17 protein-coding genes and 2 pseudogenes are annotated in these 20,742 nt (G+C 63.1%); 11 read left to right on the top strand and 8 right to left on the bottom strand.

The features are described from left to right. Positions 1-190 (bottom strand): annotated as a pseudogene (locus ASD99_RS34955) (hypothetical protein); the annotation flags it as partial. Between the two features lie 105 nt (positions 191-295). Here ASD99_RS34955 and ASD99_RS23355 point away from each other — a divergent pair. The 4 genes and pseudogenes from ASD99_RS23355 (at position 296) to ASD99_RS23335 (ending at position 3,383) form a co-directional block, all read left to right on the top strand. Continuing rightward, a complete protein-coding gene (locus tag ASD99_RS23355; protein WP_057145059.1) occupies positions 296-736 on the top strand; it encodes a hypothetical protein in 441 nt (146 codons plus the stop codon). A gap of 383 nt (positions 737-1,119) precedes the next feature. Then, entirely contained in the window at positions 1,120-1,458 is a 339-nt protein-coding gene (locus ASD99_RS23350; RefSeq protein ID WP_082525606.1) for a hypothetical protein, read from the top strand. 94 nt (positions 1,459-1,552) lie between these two features. Then, positions 1,553-2,583, top strand: a pseudogene (locus ASD99_RS32695) (TonB-dependent siderophore receptor). Between the two features lie 452 nt (positions 2,584-3,035). Continuing rightward, the gene (locus ASD99_RS23335) at positions 3,036-3,383 is read left to right on the top strand and encodes a hypothetical protein (RefSeq protein WP_056590874.1); all 348 of its coding nucleotides are present in this window, start codon (positions 3,036-3,038) and stop codon (positions 3,381-3,383) included. Positions 3,384-3,462: 79 nt separating this feature from the next. Here the strand turns inward: ASD99_RS23335 and ggt are convergent, their stop codons facing one another. From ggt to ASD99_RS23320, 3 genes are all read right to left on the bottom strand, one after another. Next, the gene (gene ggt, locus ASD99_RS23330) at positions 3,463-5,202 is read right to left on the bottom strand and encodes a gamma-glutamyltransferase (protein ID WP_057145056.1); all 1,740 of its coding nucleotides are present in this window, start codon (positions 5,200-5,202) and stop codon (positions 3,463-3,465) included. 89 nt (positions 5,203-5,291) lie between these two features. Continuing rightward, complete coding sequence (rhaI, locus tag ASD99_RS23325) at positions 5,292-6,584, bottom strand: L-rhamnose catabolism isomerase (RefSeq protein ID WP_057145055.1); 1,293 nt, start codon at positions 6,582-6,584, stop codon at positions 5,292-5,294. Positions 6,585-6,691: 107 nt separating this feature from the next. Further along, positions 6,692-8,794: a bifunctional rhamnulose-1-phosphate aldolase/short-chain dehydrogenase gene (locus ASD99_RS23320; protein ID WP_057145054.1), complete on the bottom strand. Its 2,103-nt coding sequence runs from the start codon at positions 8,792-8,794 to the stop codon at positions 6,692-6,694. Between the two features lie 186 nt (positions 8,795-8,980). On the opposite strand from ASD99_RS23320, the gene ASD99_RS23315 reads away from it, so the two are divergent. The 7 genes from ASD99_RS23315 to ASD99_RS23285 all read left to right on the top strand — a co-directional run bounded on the left by ASD99_RS23315 (position 8,981) and on the right by ASD99_RS23285 (position 16,135). Beyond that, positions 8,981-9,784: a DeoR/GlpR family DNA-binding transcription regulator gene (locus tag ASD99_RS23315; protein ID WP_057145053.1), complete on the top strand. Its 804-nt coding sequence runs from the start codon at positions 8,981-8,983 to the stop codon at positions 9,782-9,784. A 55-nt stretch (positions 9,785-9,839) separates the two neighbouring features. Next, a complete protein-coding gene (gene rhaS, locus ASD99_RS23310; RefSeq protein ID WP_027055502.1) occupies positions 9,840-10,835 on the top strand; it encodes a rhamnose ABC transporter substrate-binding protein in 996 nt (331 codons plus the stop codon). A gap of 84 nt (positions 10,836-10,919) precedes the next feature. Beyond that, entirely contained in the window at positions 10,920-12,461 is a 1,542-nt protein-coding gene (locus tag ASD99_RS23305) for a sugar ABC transporter ATP-binding protein (RefSeq protein ID WP_056590859.1), read from the top strand. After that, positions 12,458-13,438 (top strand): ABC transporter permease, encoded by a 981-nt coding sequence (locus ASD99_RS23300; RefSeq protein WP_056590855.1) that lies wholly within the window; start codon positions 12,458-12,460, stop codon positions 13,436-13,438. The genes ASD99_RS23305 and ASD99_RS23300 overlap by 4 nt, the downstream gene beginning before the upstream one ends. Continuing rightward, complete coding sequence (locus tag ASD99_RS23295) at positions 13,435-14,430, top strand: ABC transporter permease (RefSeq protein ID WP_056590853.1); 996 nt, start codon at positions 13,435-13,437, stop codon at positions 14,428-14,430. Before ASD99_RS23300 ends, ASD99_RS23295 begins: the two co-directional genes overlap by 4 nt. Beyond that, complete coding sequence (gene rhaM, locus ASD99_RS23290) at positions 14,430-14,747, top strand: L-rhamnose mutarotase (protein ID WP_057145052.1); 318 nt, start codon at positions 14,430-14,432, stop codon at positions 14,745-14,747. The genes ASD99_RS23295 and rhaM overlap by 1 nt, the downstream gene beginning before the upstream one ends. Beyond that, the gene (locus ASD99_RS23285) at positions 14,744-16,135 is read left to right on the top strand and encodes an FGGY-family carbohydrate kinase (RefSeq protein ID WP_056590847.1); all 1,392 of its coding nucleotides are present in this window, start codon (positions 14,744-14,746) and stop codon (positions 16,133-16,135) included. Before rhaM ends, ASD99_RS23285 begins: the two co-directional genes overlap by 4 nt. A 71-nt stretch (positions 16,136-16,206) precedes the next feature. On the opposite strand, the gene ASD99_RS23280 is transcribed toward ASD99_RS23285, so the two are convergent. The 4 genes from ASD99_RS23280 to ASD99_RS34460 all read right to left on the bottom strand — a co-directional run. After that, the gene (locus ASD99_RS23280) at positions 16,207-18,033 is read right to left on the bottom strand and encodes an alanine racemase (protein ID WP_056590842.1); all 1,827 of its coding nucleotides are present in this window, start codon (positions 18,031-18,033) and stop codon (positions 16,207-16,209) included. Positions 18,034-18,035: 2 nt separating this feature from the next. Further along, positions 18,036-19,286, bottom strand: coding sequence for a D-amino acid dehydrogenase (locus ASD99_RS23275; RefSeq protein ID WP_056590840.1), 1,251 nt, complete (start codon positions 19,284-19,286; stop codon positions 18,036-18,038). 106 nt (positions 19,287-19,392) lie between these two features. Then, positions 19,393-20,388 carry a UDP-glucose 4-epimerase GalE gene (galE, locus tag ASD99_RS23270; protein WP_056590837.1) on the bottom strand — a complete coding sequence of 332 codons (996 nt, stop codon included), beginning with the start codon at positions 20,386-20,388 and terminating at the stop codon, positions 19,393-19,395. Further along, positions 20,385-20,742 (bottom strand): hypothetical protein (locus tag ASD99_RS34460; protein ID WP_210173863.1); only part of this gene is annotated, 358 nt, incomplete at its 5' end. The genes galE and ASD99_RS34460, both read right to left, overlap by 4 nt.

Below are 20,742 nucleotides of genomic sequence, written 5' to 3'. Positions count from 1 at the left end.
CCATCTCGCGTGCGATCGCAGCCACGACCACCGGCGGCTTCTTGCCGGTGGCGCTGAGGCGACGATAGCGGGCGCAGAGCCGGAGCTGCCCCTTCCAGGCGATATCGCGCGTTGCGCGGTGTGCGAGGACATCGCGAACAGTTTGGCGCTCGACCCGCATTTCACCGTCGGCCGCCACCGCTGTGGGCATTGCGGCCGAAATCACTTTGCTCACATTAGGCCACTGGCGGATTTGATTTGCTTGGTGATCCCCCATCCTTAGGGCAAACTGCCTGCCGGGGCGTCAGGAGGAGAAATGAGAGCACGCGCAGCAACGCTCGGGGATCTGGAGGATGTCTTTCGCGGCCTGTCCAAGCGGATGTCGGATGAATACGTGGCGGCCGGCAAGGACAGCAAGATCGCCTACGACAATCTGATGATGAATTTGAAGGAAGGCCGCGCTCACGCGCTTGTCGGGGGCGACAAGGCCGTGGCGATCATCGCCTGGCATGAGAACAGCGATGCCGCCGACACGCTGTTTGCGGCGCAGGAGGATTTCTTCCGCGCCGCCACCGTTCGCTTCTGCAAGCGGCATATCCGGCATATCCAGGCGCTTGTCGGCAACCTCCCCATCCACTCGCGCAGCTGGCTCCAGGGGCCGGATGTCGCAAGATGGTTTGGCGTCATCGGCTATGTCGAACGCGGCCAGGAGAACGGCGCCACCCTGTACGAGCTGCCACCGGCTCGCATCGGCTAAGGAACCCTGGCTGGTGAAGATCTTCACCCCTTGCCTCAAACGCCGCTTCCACCTCGCCATCGCCCACACAAGTTCGTCGATGCGAGTCACCGTCTTCGGCTCCAAGCACCTTTGCTCGGTGGCCTTTTGAACTGCCTCCGCAAGCGGCTTGCGCCAGGCGCCGATTGGCGGGATGTTATAGGAGGGCAACCGGGGGGCAAACCGGCACGCCGAGATCGATATGGCTGCTGGAAATGTCACGAGCTTGCTTCGCCTTTCTTGCGTTTATTGCCTTGGTGAGCCCGGGAGGGGCAGGCGAGAGGATGTCTCATCTGCTTGACCGCTCAAGCCTGGCGACCGCCTATTTTCGCCAAGCGGATCTTGTGACCGCATACACGACCGCAATGGCGCGCTTCCGTCTGCAGCTTTCAGGGCGTGCCGGCGAAACCAACCTTGCGGTCCCTCTCGAACCCCTGCTTTTGCGGGCGGAATTCCGTGCGCGGACATGGCGCTCGGCGGACGGCAGCCTTTTGCAAGGCTTCGCCGGCAAGGGCGGCTTCCGGCTGACTATCGGGAACTGCCTGGCGCGCATCTGCGCTGCCAGCGAATGCAGCGATGCTGGTTGGCCGGTTTACGCCTGCAGCGACGGAGGCAAGCGCAAGATGTCCGTCACGGACTTTGTGACGGCAAACTTCGGCGGCGTCTCCTACCGCCGATTGAGCGCCTCCCCTTCACAGGAATGACAGCGCGAGGCGCCGACCGCCTTGCTGCAGCGTTCAGCAAAGGGCGGTATCCTTCTCCCGCACCGCAAACGCCGCCTGCACCGCGCGATTGACCGTGACCGGCAGGATCGACATATGGTTCTCGCCGGCATGCAATTCGAAGTTTGCGCGCAACGGGCGCAACGGCTACGGCGAGGGTCCGCCTCTGGACACCCAGAACCCGGACTATTCGATCCCGGTCACGGCGCCGAGCCTCATCATTGCGGATCGCGTGGAGACGATCGGCCAGGTCGGTCTCTATGCACAAAACCAGTCCAAGATCGCCGACCACTGGGTTCTGTCCGTCGGTGGCCGGCAGGCCTGGATCGACCACACCAATTTCGACCGACTCGGCGATGCGGGCAGCTACGATCAGAAGGACCATGCCTTCACCGGCAATGTCGGCATCGGCTATCTCTTCGACAATGGCCTGACGCCCTATGCCAGCTATGCCGAATCCTTCACCACCAATATCGGCCCGACCCAGTCCGGAGACGCGCTGCCGCCTTCGCTGGGGAAGCAGTACGAAGTCGGCGTGAAATACGAGCCGACCTTCTTCCCCGGCTTCATCACCGCTTCGCTGTTCGACCTGCGCAAGACCAATGTGCCGACGGCAGCAGCCAATCCCGTTACCAGGTCCAGACCGGAGAAGTCCGCCATCGCGGCCTGGAGATCGAGGCCAACGCCGACCGGGCTTCCAGCCTCAGAATGACGGCGGCCTACACCTATCTCGACGCGGAGATAACCAGCGATGCCGCCGACATCATCGGCAACCGCCCAGCCAGGGTGCCGGAACACCAGGCATCGCTGTGGGCCAATTACGAAGTTGGCAGCGGCGTGCTCGAAGGCCTGAGCGTCGGCGCCGGCGCGCGCTACATCGGCGCCAGCTTCGGCGACAGTGCGAACACAGTGAACGTGCCTGGTCACATGCTGGTCGACGCGGCCCTGCGCTACAAGAAGAATGGCTGGCAGGCGGCGCTCAACGTCTCCAACCTGTTCGACAAGACCTACTATTCGACCTGCTATGAGGCCGGCAGCAACAAGGACCTCAGTTGCATCTATGGCGAAGGCCCTGTCATCAAGGGCAGCCTCAGCATGAAGTTCTGATGCATGCCGGCCAGCCCTACCCCGATTGCCGGTCATCTCGGCATGCATCGAACGGCGCCTGAAGCACGTCGCATGAACCCGTGACGATGCGACGCGTCCAGGGCCGCGATCGGACGCGACCCTGTTCCCATCCGTGCTGGCGGCGAGGCGATCCGGCCCCGTCACGGTCCTTTGCGACGTCATCTCCGCCGAAAATCGCTGCCCCCGAAGCGCAATTCACGTTCCGCATCATTTTTCCTCCACGAATGCATTCCATGATAGAGGGGGCCACGGTCGCCTTCGGGCAGCCGTGTCCTGGATTGTCTGAGACCAAAGACGGCCAGGGCACGAATCAAAAGCCGGCGGCAAGCCGACGCCTGAAGACGTCAAGGACCGGCCGAACGCATCAAGGCAGCGCGATCGGGTTGCACTCGGCAAGGCTTGATGGTTTGTTGCCGCTATACGGAGAATGAATGATGCGAGAGCCTGCCGGTCATGACGAATATGGGTCGACGAATCCCTACGATCCGGACGACCTGCCGACCTTGAACGCGATCGGTCCGAGCATGGGAAGCGGCAACGATTTCGAGAAATACGCCGTTGCCGTGATCATCGTGTTCGGCGCGCTGATCATTGGCGGGCTGATGGCCGCATCGATGGTCTTCGGGCACCGCAACGGCTTCCTCTTCGCGCTTGGCGGTGCCACGTCTGCCTGGATATCCGGAAACGCACTGCTGCTCGACCGGCCGCGCATCTATGCGTTGTTCGTTGGCATCGCCGCCTTGATGCTGGTTGCGTCCACCCTCACGCTGGTCTTGTGAACCAGAAGACAGAAGGTCCAGCACCGGCTTTCTAAGCCGGTGCTCTTTCAAGAGATCGCGCGATCCTTCCGGATCTCGCCTAATATCCGAGCGCCTCGCCGGAGGCCGCTCGGCTGTCGATAGCGCCATTGTAGCGGGCGCCACCGCCTTTCTCGATCTCCGCCAGGCTCTTGCCGCCGACCAGGATACCCGCCGCCTGGCCCCAGGTCTGGTCAGCGAGATCGAGGTGATAACCCATGCCGGCCAGCAGCTTTTCGGTGTCCGGCGACAGCCCGAACGGCTCGACATAGAGCTTGTCGGGCAGCCATTGATGGTGGATGCGCGGCGCGTCGATCGCCTCCTGGATGTTCATGTCATGGTCGATGACGTTGACTATCGCTTCCAGCGTGATGGTGATGATGCGCGAGCCGCCGGGGCTGCCGATGACCATGAACGGTTTGCCGTCCTTGGCCACCACGGTCGGACTCATCGATGACAGCGGCGTCTTCTTCGGCTGGATGGCATTGGCCTCGCCCTGGACCAGGCCATAGAGGTTGGGCACGCCGGGCTTCTGGGTGAAATCGTCCATCTCGTTGTTGAGCAGGATGCCGGTGCCGTCGGCGACGACGCCGGCGCCGAAGGAGCCGTTAAGCGTATAGGTGACCGCGACCGCATTGCCGTCATTGTCGATGATCGAATAGTGGGTCGTCTCCTTGCTCTCGCCAAAGCCCTTCGGCATCAGATCCTGCGACACGCCGGCCCGGAACGGGTCGATCTTGTCGCGGATATCCTTGGCATAGGCCTTATCAAGCAGTTTCGAGACCGGGTTGTCGACGAAATCTGGATCGCCGAGCGCGGAATTGCGGTCGACATAGGCGTAGCGCATCGCCTCGACCATGACATGGACGGTCTCGGCGGAACCCGCGCCGAGATAGGACAAGGGATAACCTTCGAGCACGTTGAGGATTTCGCAGATGATGACGCCACCGGAACTCGGCGGCGGCGAGGAAGTGATCTCGTAGCCGCGATAGAGGCAGGTCACGGGCTTCAGTTCGCGGACCGCATACTGCTCGAAATCCGGCTTGGCCAGGATGCCGCCCTTGGCGCCGCTCGCCTTGACGATGGCATCGGCGATGGCGCCCTTGTAGAAGGCATCCGGGCCCTTTTCGGAAATGGCGGCGAGCGACGCGGCGAGGTCGGGCTGGACCAGCCGCTCGCCGATGCCGTAGGGCTTGCCATCGGGTTTCAAGAAGATGGCGGCAGCCGCGGGATCCTTCGCCAGCCGGTCGGCGCTGCTGGCAAAAGAGGCGGCGTCGCCCTGATTGAGGATGAATCCGTCCTTGGCATAGCCGATCGCCGGCGCCATCAGATCCTGTCGGGACAATTTGCCGTATTTTTCGCGCGCCATCTCGAAACCAGCCACCGAGCCTGGCACCCCGACCGCGAGATAGCCGTTGAGGCTGGCGCCCTTCACCGGGTTGCCGTCCTTGTCGAGATACATGGTCTTGGTCGCCGCCAGCGGCGCCCGCTCGCGGAAATCGAGGAAGGTCGACTTGCCGTCCTTGAAGCGGATGGTCATGAAGCCGCCGCCGCCGATATTGCCGGCATTGGGGTAGACGACGGCGAGCGCATAGCCGACGGCAACCGCCGCATCGACAGCATTGCCACCCTTCTTCAAGACCTCGATGCCGACTTCGGACGCCAGATGCTGGGCCGTCACCACCATGCCGTGCTCGCCCTTGGCTGGCGCCGGCGATGCGGCGAAGACGCTCGTCAACGGCGCTAGAATGAAGGTGATGGAAAGACTGGCGGCGATCAGTGTCCGACGATTGAGAGGCATGGCGGTTCTCCTAGCGGGGACGCCTAGAAGAACCCGTCAGGGCCACCGAGTCCACCATCAATGGTGGACCAGACGGATCAATTCAGATGTCAGACAATGCCGCCCGAGCCGCCGGCGACCGCCGGGCGTTCCGCCGCGACCTTGGCGCGGTACCCGGCCGCCCGGTAGGCGGCAACCGGATCGATCGCGCCGCCCGTCTTCAACCGCGCCATCGCCAGGATCGGTTCGACATCGGTGCGGTAGGCGGCTTTCAGCGTTTGCGTCGCCATCAGCGCGTCGTTGTTGTCCTGGTAGCCTTCCAGCGCCTTGCGGTCGACCAGCATCGCCTGCGCATAGGCGCGCTGCACCTCGACCGCCGACAGCATCAGGCTTTCGATCGGGTCGGTGACGTTGTGGCTCTGGTCGAGCATGTGCGCCGGGTCGAAGCCTTCGGTGCCGGACAGTTCGGCATCGACCAGTTCGTTGAAGACGAGGAACAGCCGGTAGGGATCGATCGAACCGGCATCGAGATCGTCGTCGCCATATTTCGAATCGTTGAAGTGGAAGCCGCCGAGTTTCTTGAACTGGATCAGCCGCGAGACGATCATCTCGATGTTGACGTTGGGGGCATGGTGGCCGAGGTCGACCAGGCAGAACGCCTTGTCGCCCAACTCCCTGGCGATCATGTAGTTGGTACCCCAGTCCTGGACGACGGTGGAATAGAAGGCCGGCTCGTACATCTTGTGCTCGCTGAACAGCTTCCAGTCGGCGGGCAGTCCGGCGTAGATCTCCTTCATGGCGTCGAGATAGCGCTCGAACGCCTTGGCGAAATTGACCTGGCCTGGAAAATTCGAGCCGTCGCCGATCCACACCGTCAACGCCTTGGAGCCCAGCGTCTTGCCGATCTCGATGCATTCGAGATTGTGCTCGACCGCTTGCCGGCGGGTGCCGGCATCGGCATGCGACAGCGAGCCGAATTTGTAGGAGAGCTTCTGGTCCTTGGCGTCGGAAAAGGTGTTGGAGTTCATGGCGTCGAAGCCGAGGCCAAAGCGCGAGGCTGCCTGCTTCAGCCGGTTCGGGTCGGCCTTGTCCCACGGAATGTGCAGGGAGACTGTCGGCGTCGCCTGCGTCAACTGCTTGATGACGGCGCAGTCCTCGATCTTGTCGAAGATGTCGCGCGGCTCGCCGGCACCGGGAAAGCGGGCAAAGCGGGTTCCGCCGGTGCCAACGCCCCAGGACGGGATCGCCACCGCGAATTTCTCGACCTTGTCACGGATGGCGTCGATGGCGATGCCGCGACGGTCGAGGCGCTCGCCGAGCGAGGCGTAGTCGCGCTCGAGGTTGGCCTTGCGCGCGGCGTTGTCCTTGTCGACGAGGTCGGCGGAGATGATGGATTCGGACAAACTGCTATTCCTCCCAAAATGCGTTCAGTCAGCGCTGCCCCTAATCCGCCTGCCGGCATCTTCTCCCCGTATAGTGACGCGGAGAAGGGAAGCGCTTCGACGTTAGCTCAGCGCGTAAAGCTCTGGGCGTTGCCCGCGTCGACATTGATGATGTTGCCGGTCGACTTGGCCGACATGTCGGAGGCGAAGAAATAGATCGCCTCTGCGATGTCTTCGGGGAAGACCGAGCGCTTCAGCATCGAACGCGAGCGGTAATGCTCCTCCAGGTCGTCGGTCGACATCTTGTAGGCGGCGGCGCGCTGTTCCTTCCACTCGCCGGTCCAGATCTTCGAGCCGCGAAGCACCGCGTCCGGGTTGACGACATTGACCCTGATCTGCGCTTCCGCGCCCTCCAGCGCCAGGCAGCGAGCGAGGTGGATCTCGGCGGCCTTGGCGGTGCAATAGGCGGCGGCGTTGGGCGAGGCGGCAAGGCCGTTCTTCGACGCGACGAAGACGATGTTGCCGCCGATCTTCTGCACCCGAAACAGCCGGAACGCTTCCCGCGAGACCAGGAAATAACCGGTCGACAGGATATCCATGTTCTTGTTCCACAGCGCCAGCGTCGTCTCCTCGATCGGCGCCGAGGAGGCCAGCCCTGCGTTGGACACCAGAATGTCGATGCCGCCGAACTCGACCGCAGTCTCGGCAAAGCCGGAGACAACCTGGTCCTCCGAGGTGACGTTTATCAGCACCGGCCGGACGAAATCCTTGCCATAGGCCTTGGCCAGTTCGTCATTGGCGCTGGCCAGCGCTGTTTCGTCGATGTCGGCCAGCACGACGCAGGCGCCTTCGCGCAGCAGCCGATTGGCGGTCGCGCGGCCGATGCCGCCGGCGCCACCGGTGACCAGCGCGATCTGGCCGGCAAGCGACTTCGGCTTCGGCATGCGCTGGAGCTTGAGATCCTCGAGCAGCCAGTACTCGATGTCGAAGGCTTCCTGTGCGGGCAGGCCGACATAAGACGAGACGGTCGAGGCGCCGCGCATGACGTTGATGGCGTTGACATAGAACTCACCCGAAATGCGCGCCGTCGCCTTGTCGCCGGCGAAGGTGAACATGCCGACGCCAGGCATCAGATAGACGACGGCATTGGGATCGCGGATGGCGGGCGAGTCCGCATGCTTGCAGCTGTCGTAATAGGCCTGGTAGCCAACACGATAGGCAGCCACGTCGTCGGCGAGGCGCGCGATGACGGCATCGACATCGGGCTTTGCCGGATCGAACTCGATGACCAGCGGGCGGATCTTGGTGCGCAGGAAATGGTCCGGGCACGACGTGCCGAGTGCCGCCAGCGGCCGCAAATCCCTGGAGTTGACGAATTCGAGCACGGCGGCGGAATCATCGAAATGGCCGAGCTTGTGGCTCTTCTCCGAGATCAGGCCGCGGATTTTCGGCATCAGTTTTGCCGCGATGGCACGGCGTTCGACGGCATCGAGCGACTTGACGACTTCACCGCCGAAGATAGCGAGGCCCTCGGAGCGGCGCTCGAACCATTCGATTGCCTGGTTGATCACCGAGATCGTCGTCTCGTAGCATTCCCGAGGGGTGTCGCCCCAGGTGAACAGGCCGTGGCTTTCCAGGATGACGCCCTTGGCGGCGGGATTTTCGAGGCAGAATTTCTCCAGCCACAGGCCGAGTTCGAAGCCCGGTCGCTTCCACGGCAGCCAGCCGATGGCGTCGCCGAAGATCTCCTTGGTCAGCGCCCTGGAATCCTTGGCGGCGGCAATGGCGATGATGGCATCGGGATGCATGTGATCGACAAAAGGCTTCGGCACGTAGGCATGCAGCGGCGTGTCGATCGAGGCCGCGCGCGCATTGAGGTTGAAGGTGCAGTGCGGCAGGAAGCCGACCATTTCGTCTTCGTGCTCAACGCCGCGATAGAGGCCTTTGAGCGCGCGCAGCTTGTCCATGTAGAGCGTGGCAAAACCGTCTGTTTTAATCGAGGCACTGTCGCCGCCCGAGCCCTTGACCCAAAGCACTTCGACATTCTCGCCGGTGAGCGGGTCTTTCTGCCAGATCTTCGAGGAGGTGTTGCCACCGCCATAGTTGGTGACGCGCTTGTCGGAGCCGAGCGTGTTCGAGCGATAGACCAGAAGTTCCGGCTCGCTCATCGCTTGAGCCTTGGCCTCATCCCACAGATTGGCGAGGCGCGCGCCGGTGCGCTTATCGAGCATAGGGTATCCTCCCGAAAGGCACGCAAAAGGTGCGACCCATTTGGCCCGAATTTCCACGGAAGCAGCCGGCTTGTCAATCACAAACGATCAACATCGATCATATTGCACTGCACAATGAAATTATATGATCGGAAATGATTGACACTGCGCGTTTTGGGTGCCTAGATGCTCAGGCAGGGAGGAACCATGCACGAAAAAGAGCGCCACAGGATCATTCTGTCCGCCGTCCAGGAAAAGCCTGTGGTGACGGTGCAGGAGATGGTCGACCTGACGGAGTCCTCCGAGGCGACAATCCGGCGCGACATCGCGGCTCTCCATGTCCAGAAGCGCCTGCGCCGTGTGCGCGGTGGCGCCGAGGCAATCTCGCCGCCGCAGTTCATCGGGCTGGCCGGCCGGCCCTTTTCCGTCAACGAAACGATCAACGCCTCGCAAAAGCGGGCGATTGCCCGCGAAGCGGTCGAGCTGTGCAAGGACGGCGAGCCGATCATCATCAATGGCGGCACCACAACCTTCCAGATGGTGCATTTCCTGACCGGCCGCCGCATGCCGATCTTCACCAATTCGTTCCCGATCGCCGAGCACCTGCTCAAGCATTCCAAGAACACGGTGATGCTGTCGGGCGGCACGATCTACCGCGAGCAGAACATCATCCTGTCGCCCTTCGACAATGACGTGACGCGCAATTTCTATGCGCGACGCATGTTCATGGGCGCGCAAGGATTGGGGCCGCTCGGCCTGATGGAAGGCGATCCGCTTTTGATCCAGGCGGAGCAGAAACTGATCGACCAGGCCGACGAACTGGTGGTGCTGGTCGATTCTTCGAAATTCCGCAAACGCTCCAGCCTGATCCTGTGCGGCCTGTCGCGCATCGCCACCGTCATCACCGATGACGGCATCGAGGATCGCGAAGCCAAGATGTTGGAGACCGCGGGCGTGACGCTGATCGTCGCCCGCAAGTCGGCAAAGGAAGAATCTTCACTGCAGGCCTGAGACACCCTCACGCCAGCAGCGGCGATGGAATGCAACGCTCAAGGGAGGATATTCGATGAGCTTCTTGAAGAAATTGATGGTGACGGCGGCGTTCTCTGCCGCCATGTTCGTGAACGCAGCCTATGCCGAAAACGTCAAGATCGCGCTGGTGGTGAAGTCGCTCGGCAACGGCTTCTTCGATGCCGCCAACAAGGGCGCCGAAGAGGCGGCCAAGGAACTCGGCGATGTCGACATCATCTACACCGGCCCGACCAAGGCGACCGCGGAAGCGCAGATCGAAGTGGTCAATTCGCTGATCGCCCAGAAGGTCAACGCCATCGCCATTTCGGCCAATGACGCCGACGCGCTGGTGCCGGTGCTGAAGAAGGCCATGGAGCGCGGCATCACCGTCATCTCCTGGGATTCTGGCGTCGCCAAGGAAGGCCGTCAGCTTCACCTCAACCCGTCCGACACCGGCCTGATCGGCGAGACCATCATCAAGCTCGCCGCCGACTACCTGCCGGAAGGCGGCGACGTCGCCATCCTGTCGGCCTCCTCGACCGCCACCAACCAGAACGCGTGGATCGATGCGGCCAAGAAGATCCTGCCGGAGAAGTTCCCCAAGATCAAACTCGTCGCCACCGTCTACGGCGATGACGATTCGGCCAAGAGCACCGACGAAGCCAAGGGCCTGTTGAAATCCTATCCGAACCTCAAGGCGATCATCGCGCCGACCACTGTCGGCGTCGTTGCCGCCGCCCAGGTCGTCACCGACGAAAACCTGATCGGCAAGGTCAATGTCACCGGTCTCGCGCTGCCGTCCGAGTTCAAGAAGTTCATCGACAACGGTGCCAGCCAGGCGGTCGCGCTGTGGAACCCGATCGATCTCGGCTACTCGGCCGTCTACCTCGCCCATGATCTGGCGGTGAAGAAGGAAGAGGCCAAGCCCGGCGCCACGCTGTCGATCGGCCGCGTCGGCAAGGTCACGCTCGACGACACCAACTCGGCTGCGATGGCCCCGCCGTTCCAGTTCGACAAGTCGAACATCGAGAAGTTCTCCAAGATCTATTGACCTGGAGCGCTCTCAAGCTGTCGCGGCGGGGCTCACGTCCCGCCGCGACTTTAAACGGACCTTGTTTCAGGGCTTGATACGACTATGGATACGACAGCCCAACCCGGCACGGTGAAGGAGCGGCCTCTGGCCTCGGTTCCACGCCTGACGCTGTCCGGCATCTCCAAGAGCTTTCCCGGCGTGCGCGCGCTGCACAATGTCAGCCTGTCGCTCTATCCGGGCGAGGTGACCGCGCTGATCGGCGAAAACGGCGCCGGCAAGTCGACGCTGGTCAAGATCATGACCGGCATCTACCAGCCCGATGGGGGCACAATCAGCATCGACGGCCAAGCCGTCACTCTGCCCAGCGCGCATGCCGCCTTCGGGTATGGCGTCACCGCCATTCACCAGGAAACCGTGCTGTTCGACGATTTGACGGTTGCCGAAAACATCTTTCTCGGCCACGCGCCGCGCACGCGCTTGCGCACCATCGACTGGCGCACCATGCGCAAAAACGCTCGCGAAGTGCTCGATACCATGCATGCCGGCCATATCGACGCCGACGCGCGGCTGAAGGACCTCGGCATCGCCAACAAGCATCTGGTCGCCGTTGCGCGTGCCATGTCGATCGACGCGCAGATCGTCATCATGGACGAGCCGACCGCCGCGCTTTCGATGAAGGAGATCGAGGAGCTTTTCCTGCTCATCGAGTTCCTCAAGAGCGAAGGCAAGGCGATCCTGTTCATCAGCCACAAGTTCGACGAGATCTACCGCATCGCCGATCGCTACACGGTGTTCCGCGATGGCGAGATGGTCGGTGAAGGCCTGATCAAGGATGCCGGCCAGAGCCAGATCGTGCGCCTGATGGTCGGTCGCGCCGTCGACCACATCTTCCCGCAGCGCAAGGCAGAGATCGGCACGACGGTGCTCTCCGTTTCAGGCCTGTCGCACCCGACCGAGTTCAACGACATCGGCTTCGAATTGCACAAGGGCGAAATCCTCGGCTTCTACGGCCTTGTCGGCGCCGGGCGCAGCGAGGTGATGCAGGCGATATCGGGCATCACCCGCACCTCAGGCGGCACGATTATGCTGGAAGGCAAGGTGATCGCGCCGAAATCCGCGGCAGATTCGATCGATGCCGGCATCGTCTATGTGCCGGAGGAGCGCGGCAAGCAAGGCGTGGTGATCGGCCTGCCGATCTTCCAGAATGTCTCGCTGCCTTCGCTCAAGCGCACCTCCAGATCCGGCTTGCTGCGGTTGGCCGAGGAGTTTTCGCTCGCTCGCTCCTACACCGAGCGGCTCGACCTGCGCGCTTCCTCACTCAGCCAGGATGTCGGCACGCTGTCGGGCGGCAACCAGCAGAAGATCGTCATCGCCAAATGGCTGGCGACCGCGCCCAAGGTGATCATCCTGGACGAGCCGACCAAGGGCATCGACATCGGCTCCAAGGCCGCCGTGCACGGCTTCATGGCCGAGTTGGTGGCGCAAGGCCTGTCGGTGATCATGGTGTCCTCCGAACTGCCCGAAATCCTCGGCATGTCCGACCGCGTCGTGGTCATGCGCGAGGGTCTCGTCGCGGCGGTCTACGACAACAAGGGACTGGACGCCGAGACGCTGGTCAGGACGGCAGCAGGGATCGCGGCATGAAGGCTTTCCTCAAATACCGTGAGATCTGGCTGTTCGCGGCCATCGTCTTGCTGATCGGATTGATCTCGACGCGCTTCCCGGCCTTTGCCGATCCCGGCAATCTGCGCCAGGTGTTCAACGACACCTCGATCCTGATGATCCTGGCGCTGGGCCAGATGGTTGTCATCCTGACCCGGTCGATCGATCTGTCGATGGCGTCCAACCTCTGCTTCACCGGCATGGTGGTGGCGATGCTGAACGCCGCGCATCCGGCGATCCCGATCCCGCTGCTAATCGTCATCGCACTGTTGATCGGGCTGGTGCTCGGCGCCATCAACGGCCTTTTGGTGTGGCGGCTAAACATCCCTTCGATCGTCGTCACATTGGGCACTCTGACCATCTATCGCGGCGCCACCTTCGTCCTGTCCGGCGGCGCCTGGGTCAATGCCGACAAGATGAGCCCGGACTTCATCGGCTTTCAGCGCGCCGCCTTCCTCGGCATTCCGGTGCTGTCGTGGATCGCCATCCTGGTCATCGCGCTGTTCTTCGTCTTGATGACGCGCACCGCACTCGGCCGCTCGATCTATGCCATCGGCGTCAACCCGACGGCTTCGGTCTATGCCGGCATCGATGTCGGCCGGACGAAATTCATCGTCTTCTGCATCTCCGGCATGATCGGCGGCCTCTCGGGCTATCTCTGGATCTCGCGTTATGTAATCGCCTCGGTTGAGGTCGCCAACGGCTATGAGCTCAACATCATCGCCGCCTGTGTCATCGGTGGCATCTCGATCGCCGGCGGCATCGGTTCGGTCGGCGGCGCGGTGTTGGGGGCGCTGTTCCTCGGCATCATCTCCAACGCACTGCCGGTCATCAACATCTCGCCCTTTTGGCAGATGGCGATTTCGGGCAGCGCCATCATTCTGGCCGTCGTGCTCAATGCGCGCGGCGAACGCCAGCAAGGCCGCATCATCCTCAGAAAGGTGGAGGCGGTGACATGACCGACAGCCCTGCTCCGCGCCACATTCCCGACCGGCTCGACAAGCCGTTCCGTTCGGCGATCTTTTCCTGGGAAGCGCTGCTCGTCGTCGTGGCGATCGCCATCTTCGCCATCAACAGCTTCGCCTCGCCCTATTTCCTCGACCCATACTCGTTGTCCGATCTCACCTTCAATTTCACCGAGAAGGGCCTGATCGCTTTCGCCATGGCGCTGCTGATCATCTCCGGCGAGATCGACCTGTCGGTGGCCGCCATCATCGCGCTGGCGTCGACCATGACGGGCATGGCGGTGCAGGCCGGCGCCGATACACCAGTGCTGGTGCTGATCGGCATCGTCGTCGGGCTCGGCTGCGGCGCCTTCAACGGGTTGCTGGTGACGAGACTTGGCTTGCCCTCGATCGTTGTCACCATCGGCACGATGAGCCTGTTTCGCGGCATCGCCTTCATCATCCTCGGCGATCAGGCCTACAAGGGCTATCCCGAAAACTTCGCCTTCTTCGGCCAGGGTTATGTCTGGTGGGTGGTGTCCTTCGAACTGGTGCTCTTCCTGATCGCGGCCGTCGCCTACTGGTTCCTTCTGCACCGCACGATTTTCGGCCGACGCGTCTTTGCCATCGGCAACAATCCGATAGCTGCGCAGTTTTCCGGTGTGCGCGTCGGCCGAACCAAGTTCATCCTGTTCTGCCTGACCGGCCTGATGTCGGGCATCGCCTCGGTGCTGATCACCTCGCGCCTTGGTTCGACCCGACCGTCGATCGCGCAGGGGTACGAGCTGGAAGTCATCACCATGGTGGTGCTCGGCGGCGTCAGCATCCTCGGCGGTGCAGGCAGCATTCTGGGCGTCGTGCTCGCCGCCTTCATCATGGGGCTGGTGACCTTCGGCCTTGGCCTGCTCAACGTGCCCGGCATCGTCATGTCGATCTTCATCGGCCTGCTGCTGATCATCGTCATCGCCTTGCCGATCGTCTGGCGGCGGCTGCGCGGAGGGCGCTGATGGCCGAGAAATACGCGTTCAAGATGAAGCTCAAGCCCGGTATGAAGGCCGAGTACAAGAAGCGTCACGACGAGATCTGGCCATCCCTGGTATCACTGCTGAAGCAGGCCGGCGTCTCCGATTACTCCATCCACCTCGACGAGGACACCAATATCCTGTTCGGCGTGCTGTGGCGGCGAGACGACCACGGCATGGACGAACTGCCCATGCATCCGGTGATGCAGCGCTGGTGGGCACATATGGCCGACATGATGGAAACCAGGCCGGACAACGAGCCGGTGGCCGTGCCGCTGGAAACCGTGTTCCATATGGCATGAGTGCGATGCGCCACATCGCCGTCATCGACATCGGCAAGACCAACGCCAAGGTGGCGCTGGTCGACCTCGCGACGTTGAGCGAGGTGGCGTTGCGCCGCATGGCGAATGCGCCGGTGCGACAGGCGCCCTACCCGCACCACGATGTCGAGGCCTTGTGGATATTCATCCTCGATAGCCTTGCCAGCCTCAACGCCGAACAGTGCATCGACGCCATTTCGATCACGACCCATGGAGCAACGGGCGTACTGGTCGACGCTGCGGGCGAACTGGTGCTGCCAGTGCTCGACTATGAATTCGACGGCCCCGACCGGCTGGCGGTGGATTATGACTCGATCCGTCCGCCCTTCGCCGAGACCGGCACGCCGCGCCTGCCGCTCGGCCTCAATCTCGGTGCGCAATTCTTCTGGCAGCAGAAAAGCTTCCCGGCGGAATTTGCCAAGGTTGCCGCGATGCTGATGTACCCGCAATACTGGGCCTTGCGCCTGACCGGCATCGCCGCCAACGAGGTGACTTCGCTCGGCTGCCACACCGATCTGTGGAACCCGTGGGCGGCGAATTTTTCATCATTGGTCGACAGCCTGGAATGGCGCGGCCTGATGGCGCCGGTGCGGCCGGCCAGCGATCGCCTCGGCCCGATCCTGCCTATCGTTGCGATGCGAACCGGACTCGATCCGCAAACGCCGGTGTTCTGCGGCCTGCATGATTCCAACGCCTCGCTGCTGCCGCATCTGCTGTCCGACAGACCGCCTTTCTCCGTCGTCTCGACGGGCACCTGGGTGGTGTCGATGGCGGTTGGCGGCAAACAGATTGCGCTGGATGCCGCGCGCGACACGCTGGTCAATGTCAACGCACTCGGTAATCCCGTTACCTCGGCGCGCTTCATGGGCGGCCGTGAGTTTTCCGTGCTGACGAAGGACCAGCCTGAGCGGTGGGCCGAAGCCGATGTCGGCGCCGTGCTGGCGCGAAAGGTGCTGCTGCTGCCGTCGACCCAGCAAGGATCGGGGCCGTTCCCGCATCAGGTAGCGGCATGGCTCAATGCCGACGGTATGAACGATGGCCAGCGCTTTGCCGCCATCTCGTTCTATCTGGCGTTGATGACGGCAACCTGCCTCGACCTGATCGGCGCCGACGGCCCGACCACTGTCGAAGGCCCCTTTGCCCGCAACCGGCTCTTTGTCGGCATGCTGGCAGCCAGCACGGCACGCGCCGTTGTTGCGTCCGAAGCCGCCACCGGCACCAGCATCGGCGCCGCATTGCTGGCGACCGATCAACGGATGGCGCAGGGCAAAGGCGAAAGAATGGAGCCGCCGGCCGACCCGGTCTGGGTTGACTACGTCAGGGCCTGGCGCGCGGCGATCGAACCGCAGGGACAGGATCTGTCTGTTTGAGCATGATCTTTGGACAAACGATTTCCGTTTGTCCGAGAAAACCGGAACCCATTTTTCGGGATCATGCTCAGCTACAAGATCCGCTTGCCGAAAACCGACATGACGAAGTTGATCACGTCGGTGCTGATCCGGGGCTCCAGATCCGCGGCAAGGCCCGAAACATCCATCGACAGCAGACCGCCGGAGAGCGCGATCGCCTCCATCGCCTGATGCGTCTCGCGCACGGTCAGCCCACCGGAGCCTGCTGCCCAGCCGGCGAATTCGGTTGCAGTCGGCGAGTAACTGACATGGAAGCCTTGCGTGCCGGAGGTAGCGATGCGGATCGCTTCATGCATCAGGTCGCGCATGCCCATGGCGTCGATATCGGTCATGGTGAAGGCTGACACGCGTGAATCCTTCAGCACCCGCGCTTCGGCCGGGTCGGCATGGCGCAAGCCGACAATGGCGACATTCTCTGGCGACAGCTGCGGCTGCAGCGCACCCGCCTTGTGGTCGAGGCCGAGGGTACGCGCCAGAACCGAGCCTTCCGGCAGGTCGATGCCGTCCTCTTCCTCGGGCATCAGGGCGGCTATGGAATCGATCCAGATCAGGCCGAAGGAATGCGTCGCGCGCGCCGTTGCGGTCAGCGCCTTGTGGGCGATGCGACGGTCGGCTCCGGCAGTCAGCCGGATCAGCCCCGATGGCGGCCGCTCGACATCGGCGAGTTCCACGACGTCGAAATTCATCGCTTCCAGCCGCGCGCCGGTACCTTCCCGGGCCAGGATGCCGGCAGCCCCCCGCTCGGCCGTGATCTGCACCATCTTGCGGCCGGAAAAGTCCTCGACGTCATGCATCGGGGCCTTCTCGACATATTCCGAGGTCATCGCCAGCAACATGGCGCCATAGCTCATGCGGAAGGCGACGCGGTCGCCGACGGCCGGCGGCGGATCGGCATCGGCGACATCGAGCAGCAGATGGTCGCTGGAAGCGCCGAGCACCCGTATCCCCTTGGCGATCGGCGTCAGCCCCTCGACCAGCACGTCCTCGCGGCCGATATTGGCGATAGCGCGCAGCCTGTCGCCCTCGTCGGGGAAGACCGGCTGGTTGCCGAAGGCGTCGTAGCCCGATTGGCCGATCGGCCGTGAAGGCTTGAGCTTGACCTCGATGATGTCGCTGGTCAGCCGGCAGGCATCGGGTTCGAGCTCCGCCCACGGCGTGTCGCGGAAGGTCTCGACGCCGCCCTGCAGGATCGCCTCGCCGACCCGCAGATTGTTGATGCCGGCCGGCAGTCTGCCTTCGAGCAGCAGCGGCAGCGACGACGAGGCGCCGCCGGAAATCCAGTCGAGGCTTTTGCCGGACAGGCGCTCGGTCTTGTAGGCATGGGCGACGAGCTGCCCGAGATTTTCCGGCGTCGGCATGATGGCGCCGAAGCAGCCGAGATTGGTACCGATACCGGCAATGCGCACGCCCTTGAACTGCAGGATCTGTTCGACTGTGGGAATAAGGTCGCTCGGCCAGATGCCTTCGCGGAGATCGCCGAGATCGATCATCAGCATGATGTCGTGGACGCGGCCCATGCGCTCGGCGATGCGCGAAATCTCGCGGATGGTGGCGAGTTCCGACTGCAGGCTGATGTCGACGGTGCGCACCACCTCCTCGACACGCGCCATCGGCGGGCTGCGCAACAGCATGATCGGCGCGTTGATGCCGCTGTCGCGCAGCCGGCGGATGTTCTCGAAGCGCGATTCGGCGATACCGGCGACACCGCCGCGCAGCATGGCGCGCGCCACCTGCGGCATGCCGCAAGTGCCCTTGGTGACGCCGAACACTTTTATGCCCGACAGCGCGCAGCGCTCGACGATCGTGCGCGCATTGCGCTCGATGCGGCCAAGGTCGATGGCGACTTGCGGTCCCGACATCACTAGCCCCCGTAAACCAGCCCTTGCGGGTCGATCTCCGGCTTCCGGCCGGCGACGAGGTCGGCAAGGAATTTGCCGGAGCCGCAGGCCATGGTCCAGCCGACATGGCCGTGGCCGGTGTCGAGATAGAGATTCTCGTAGCGCGCCTCGCCGATGACCGGCACCGAGTTCGGCATCATCGGCCGCAGGCCCGCCCACAGCTCGGCCTTTTTCTCGTCGAAGGCACCGGGGAACAGATCCTTGCCGGTCCTGAACATGGCGGCGAAGTCGCTTGGCCTGTGGCTGCGGTCGAAGCCGGTGAATTCGGCGGTCGAGGCGAGCCGCAGCCGGTTGCCAAGCCTGGAATAGGCGATCAGCTGGTCCTCGTCGGCGCCGCCCATGGTCGGGCCCTTGCTCTCGTCCTCCAGCGGAATCGTCGCGGTATAACCCTTCACCGGATAGACAGGCAGGTCGATGCCGTAGCGACGGCCGAGCAGGCCGCTCTCCGGCCCCATCGAGATGACCACGGCATCACCGGCGACCGGCCCGGCCGAAGTCATCACCGCGCGCACCCGGCCGCCCTCGATGTCGAGGCCTTCGACCGTTGTGCCGTAGAGAAATTTCACGCCGAGCCTTTCGGCTGAATAGGCGGCGAGCTTTTCCACGAACTGCCGGGAATCGCCGGTCTGGTCGATCGGCGAATAGACGCCGCCGGCGATCTTTTCCTTCACCCCGGCAAGACCCGGTTCAAGTTCGATCAGCCGCTCGCGGCCGACGATCTCTATCGGCAGGCCGTGCTCGGCCAGGTAGCGGTAATTGTCGGTGCCGGTGTCGAGGCTGTGCTGCGTGCGGAAGAAATAGAGGATGCCCTTCTTGCGCTCATCATAGCCGATGCCTGTCTCTGCCGAGATGGCGTTGATGCAGTCGCGCGAATAGAGCGCCAGGCGCAGCTTGACCCGGCTGTTGGCGCGCAGGCGCTCTTTCGTGCATTGGCGCAGGAAGCGCAGGCTCCAGGCGAGGAAGTAGGGGTCGAAGCGCAGCCGCACCTTGATGCCGAGATCATGGTTGTAGAGCGCGCGCAGGAATGTCTTCAGCGCCGCCGGTGAGGCCCAGGCGGTGGCATCGCCCGGCGACACCAGACCGGCGTTCGACTGGCTGGTGCCGCGTGCCGGCGCCGCATGGCGCTCGATCACTGTGACATCGTGGCCGTCACTCGCCAGATAATAGGCGGCTGCCGTACCGACGACACCGGCCCCGAGCACCGTTATTTTCATGCCATCCCCCCAAAAGCTCCTCGCGGCGCGGCGCCTCCACGCCGTGCCGCGAATGCCTTCAATAGCGCTTCGCCACGTGCCTTGCGAGCCCTTCGGAGAACCCGGCTCAGCCCCGCGCGGAGTTCTTGCCGGTCAGGATGCGCTCCCAGGCGAGCGCGTCGGCAACGATCTGGTCGAGATCGTCGCGTAGCGGGGTCCAGCCGAGTTCGGCGCGGGCGAGATCCGAATTGGCAACCACCGCAGCGGCGTCGCCAGGGCGACGATCGCCCATCTTCACCTCGAAATCATGGCCAAAGGCGCGCCGCACGCTGTCGATGACCTCGAGCACCGAGTAGCCATGGCTGTAGCCGCAATTGGCGACGAGGCTTGTGCCCCCGGCGCGCAGCCGCTGCAGGGCCAGGCGATGCGCCGCCGCCAGGTCGCTGACATGGATATAGTCGCGCATGCAGGTGCCGTCCGGCGTCGGATAGTCGGTGCCGAACACCTGCATGAAGGGGCGCTTGCCGAGGGCGGTCTCGCAGGCGACCTTGATCAGATGGGTGGCGCCCGGCGTCGACTGGCCGGTGCGGCCCCTCGGGTCGGCGCCGGCGACGTTGAAATAGCGCAGCGCGGTATAGCGCAGGCCGTGCGCGATCGCCGCATCGCGCAGCATCCATTCGCTCATCAGCTTGGACAGGCCGTAGGGCGATTCCGGCGCCAGACGGGCATCCTCGCGCACCGGCTCCAGTCCGGCGCCGCCATAGACGGCCGCGGTCGAGGAAAAGATGAAATTGGGCACGCCCTCGCGCACCGCGGTTTCGATCAGCGTGCGCGTATTGCAGGTGTTGTTCTCGTAATAGCCGAGCGGATCGGCAACCGATTCCGGGACCACGATCGAACCCGCGAAATGGATGATCGCGTCGACCTTGTTGTCCCTGATGATAGAGCCGACCAATTCCCTGTCGGCGACATCGCCGACAACCAGCTTTGCCTCCGGCGCCACCGCCCATTCGAAGCCGGTCGAAAGACGGTCGAGAACGACCACGCTCTCGCCGGCATCCAGCAGCTCCCAGACCATATGGCTACCGATATAACCGGCGCCGCCTGTCACCAAAACTGTCATCCGCGACCTCGCATCTCAAGAATTATCGGAAACTGTCTCAACCCCCGCCTTACTGGAAAGCTTGCCGCCTGGCCATTAGAACTCGTTGTAACCGGCATTGCCGGCATGTGGCATCGTCCTGAAACAAAGTTGATCCACATCAAGGGAATAGGCCACGATCCGTGGCCGTTAGGAACAGGTCCAGGGCGTGGCATTTTGACCAAAAAGGCCCGGTGGACGACCAATAGGGCAATGATTATGATCCCGCGCAAAATTGGGAAGTCGACATGAATTATCAGCGGTTCTTCGAGGAAGCGATCGACCAGCTCCATGCCGAGCGTCGCTATCGCGTTTTCGCCGACCTCGAGCGCATCG

Source organism: Mesorhizobium sp. Root695 (assembly GCF_001428185.1).
In the GTDB taxonomy this organism is placed as follows: domain Bacteria; phylum Pseudomonadota; class Alphaproteobacteria; order Rhizobiales; family Rhizobiaceae; genus Mesorhizobium.
Note: the sequence above shows the minus strand (reverse complement) of the source record. Positions and strands in the feature narration are given on the sequence as shown.

Coding starts and splice junctions, on each gene's coding strand:
- ASD99_RS23355 (WP_057145059.1), top strand. CDS start 296: ATGAGAGCACGCGCAGCAACGCTCGGGGATCTGGAGGATGTCTTTCGC.
- ASD99_RS23350 (WP_082525606.1), top strand. CDS start 1,120: ATGGCGCGCTTCCGTCTGCAGCTTTCAGGGCGTGCCGGCGAAACCAAC.
- ASD99_RS23335 (WP_056590874.1), top strand. CDS start 3,036: ATGATGCGAGAGCCTGCCGGTCATGACGAATATGGGTCGACGAATCCC.
- ggt (WP_057145056.1), bottom strand. CDS start 5,202: ATGCCTCTCAATCGTCGGACACTGATCGCCGCCAGTCTTTCCATCACC.
- ASD99_RS23320 (WP_057145054.1), bottom strand. CDS start 8,794: ATGCTCGATAAGCGCACCGGCGCGCGCCTCGCCAATCTGTGGGATGAG.
- ASD99_RS23315 (WP_057145053.1), top strand. CDS start 8,981: ATGCACGAAAAAGAGCGCCACAGGATCATTCTGTCCGCCGTCCAGGAA.
- rhaS (WP_027055502.1), top strand. CDS start 9,840: ATGAGCTTCTTGAAGAAATTGATGGTGACGGCGGCGTTCTCTGCCGCC.
- ASD99_RS23305 (WP_056590859.1), top strand. CDS start 10,920: ATGGATACGACAGCCCAACCCGGCACGGTGAAGGAGCGGCCTCTGGCC.
- ASD99_RS23300 (WP_056590855.1), top strand. CDS start 12,458: ATGAAGGCTTTCCTCAAATACCGTGAGATCTGGCTGTTCGCGGCCATC.
- ASD99_RS23295 (WP_056590853.1), top strand. CDS start 13,435: ATGACCGACAGCCCTGCTCCGCGCCACATTCCCGACCGGCTCGACAAG.
- rhaM (WP_057145052.1), top strand. CDS start 14,430: ATGGCCGAGAAATACGCGTTCAAGATGAAGCTCAAGCCCGGTATGAAG.
- ASD99_RS23285 (WP_056590847.1), top strand. CDS start 14,744: ATGAGTGCGATGCGCCACATCGCCGTCATCGACATCGGCAAGACCAAC.
- ASD99_RS23280 (WP_056590842.1), bottom strand. CDS start 18,033: ATGTCGGGACCGCAAGTCGCCATCGACCTTGGCCGCATCGAGCGCAAT.
- ASD99_RS23275 (WP_056590840.1), bottom strand. CDS start 19,286: ATGAAAATAACGGTGCTCGGGGCCGGTGTCGTCGGTACGGCAGCCGCC.
- galE (WP_056590837.1), bottom strand. CDS start 20,388: ATGACAGTTTTGGTGACAGGCGGCGCCGGTTATATCGGTAGCCATATG.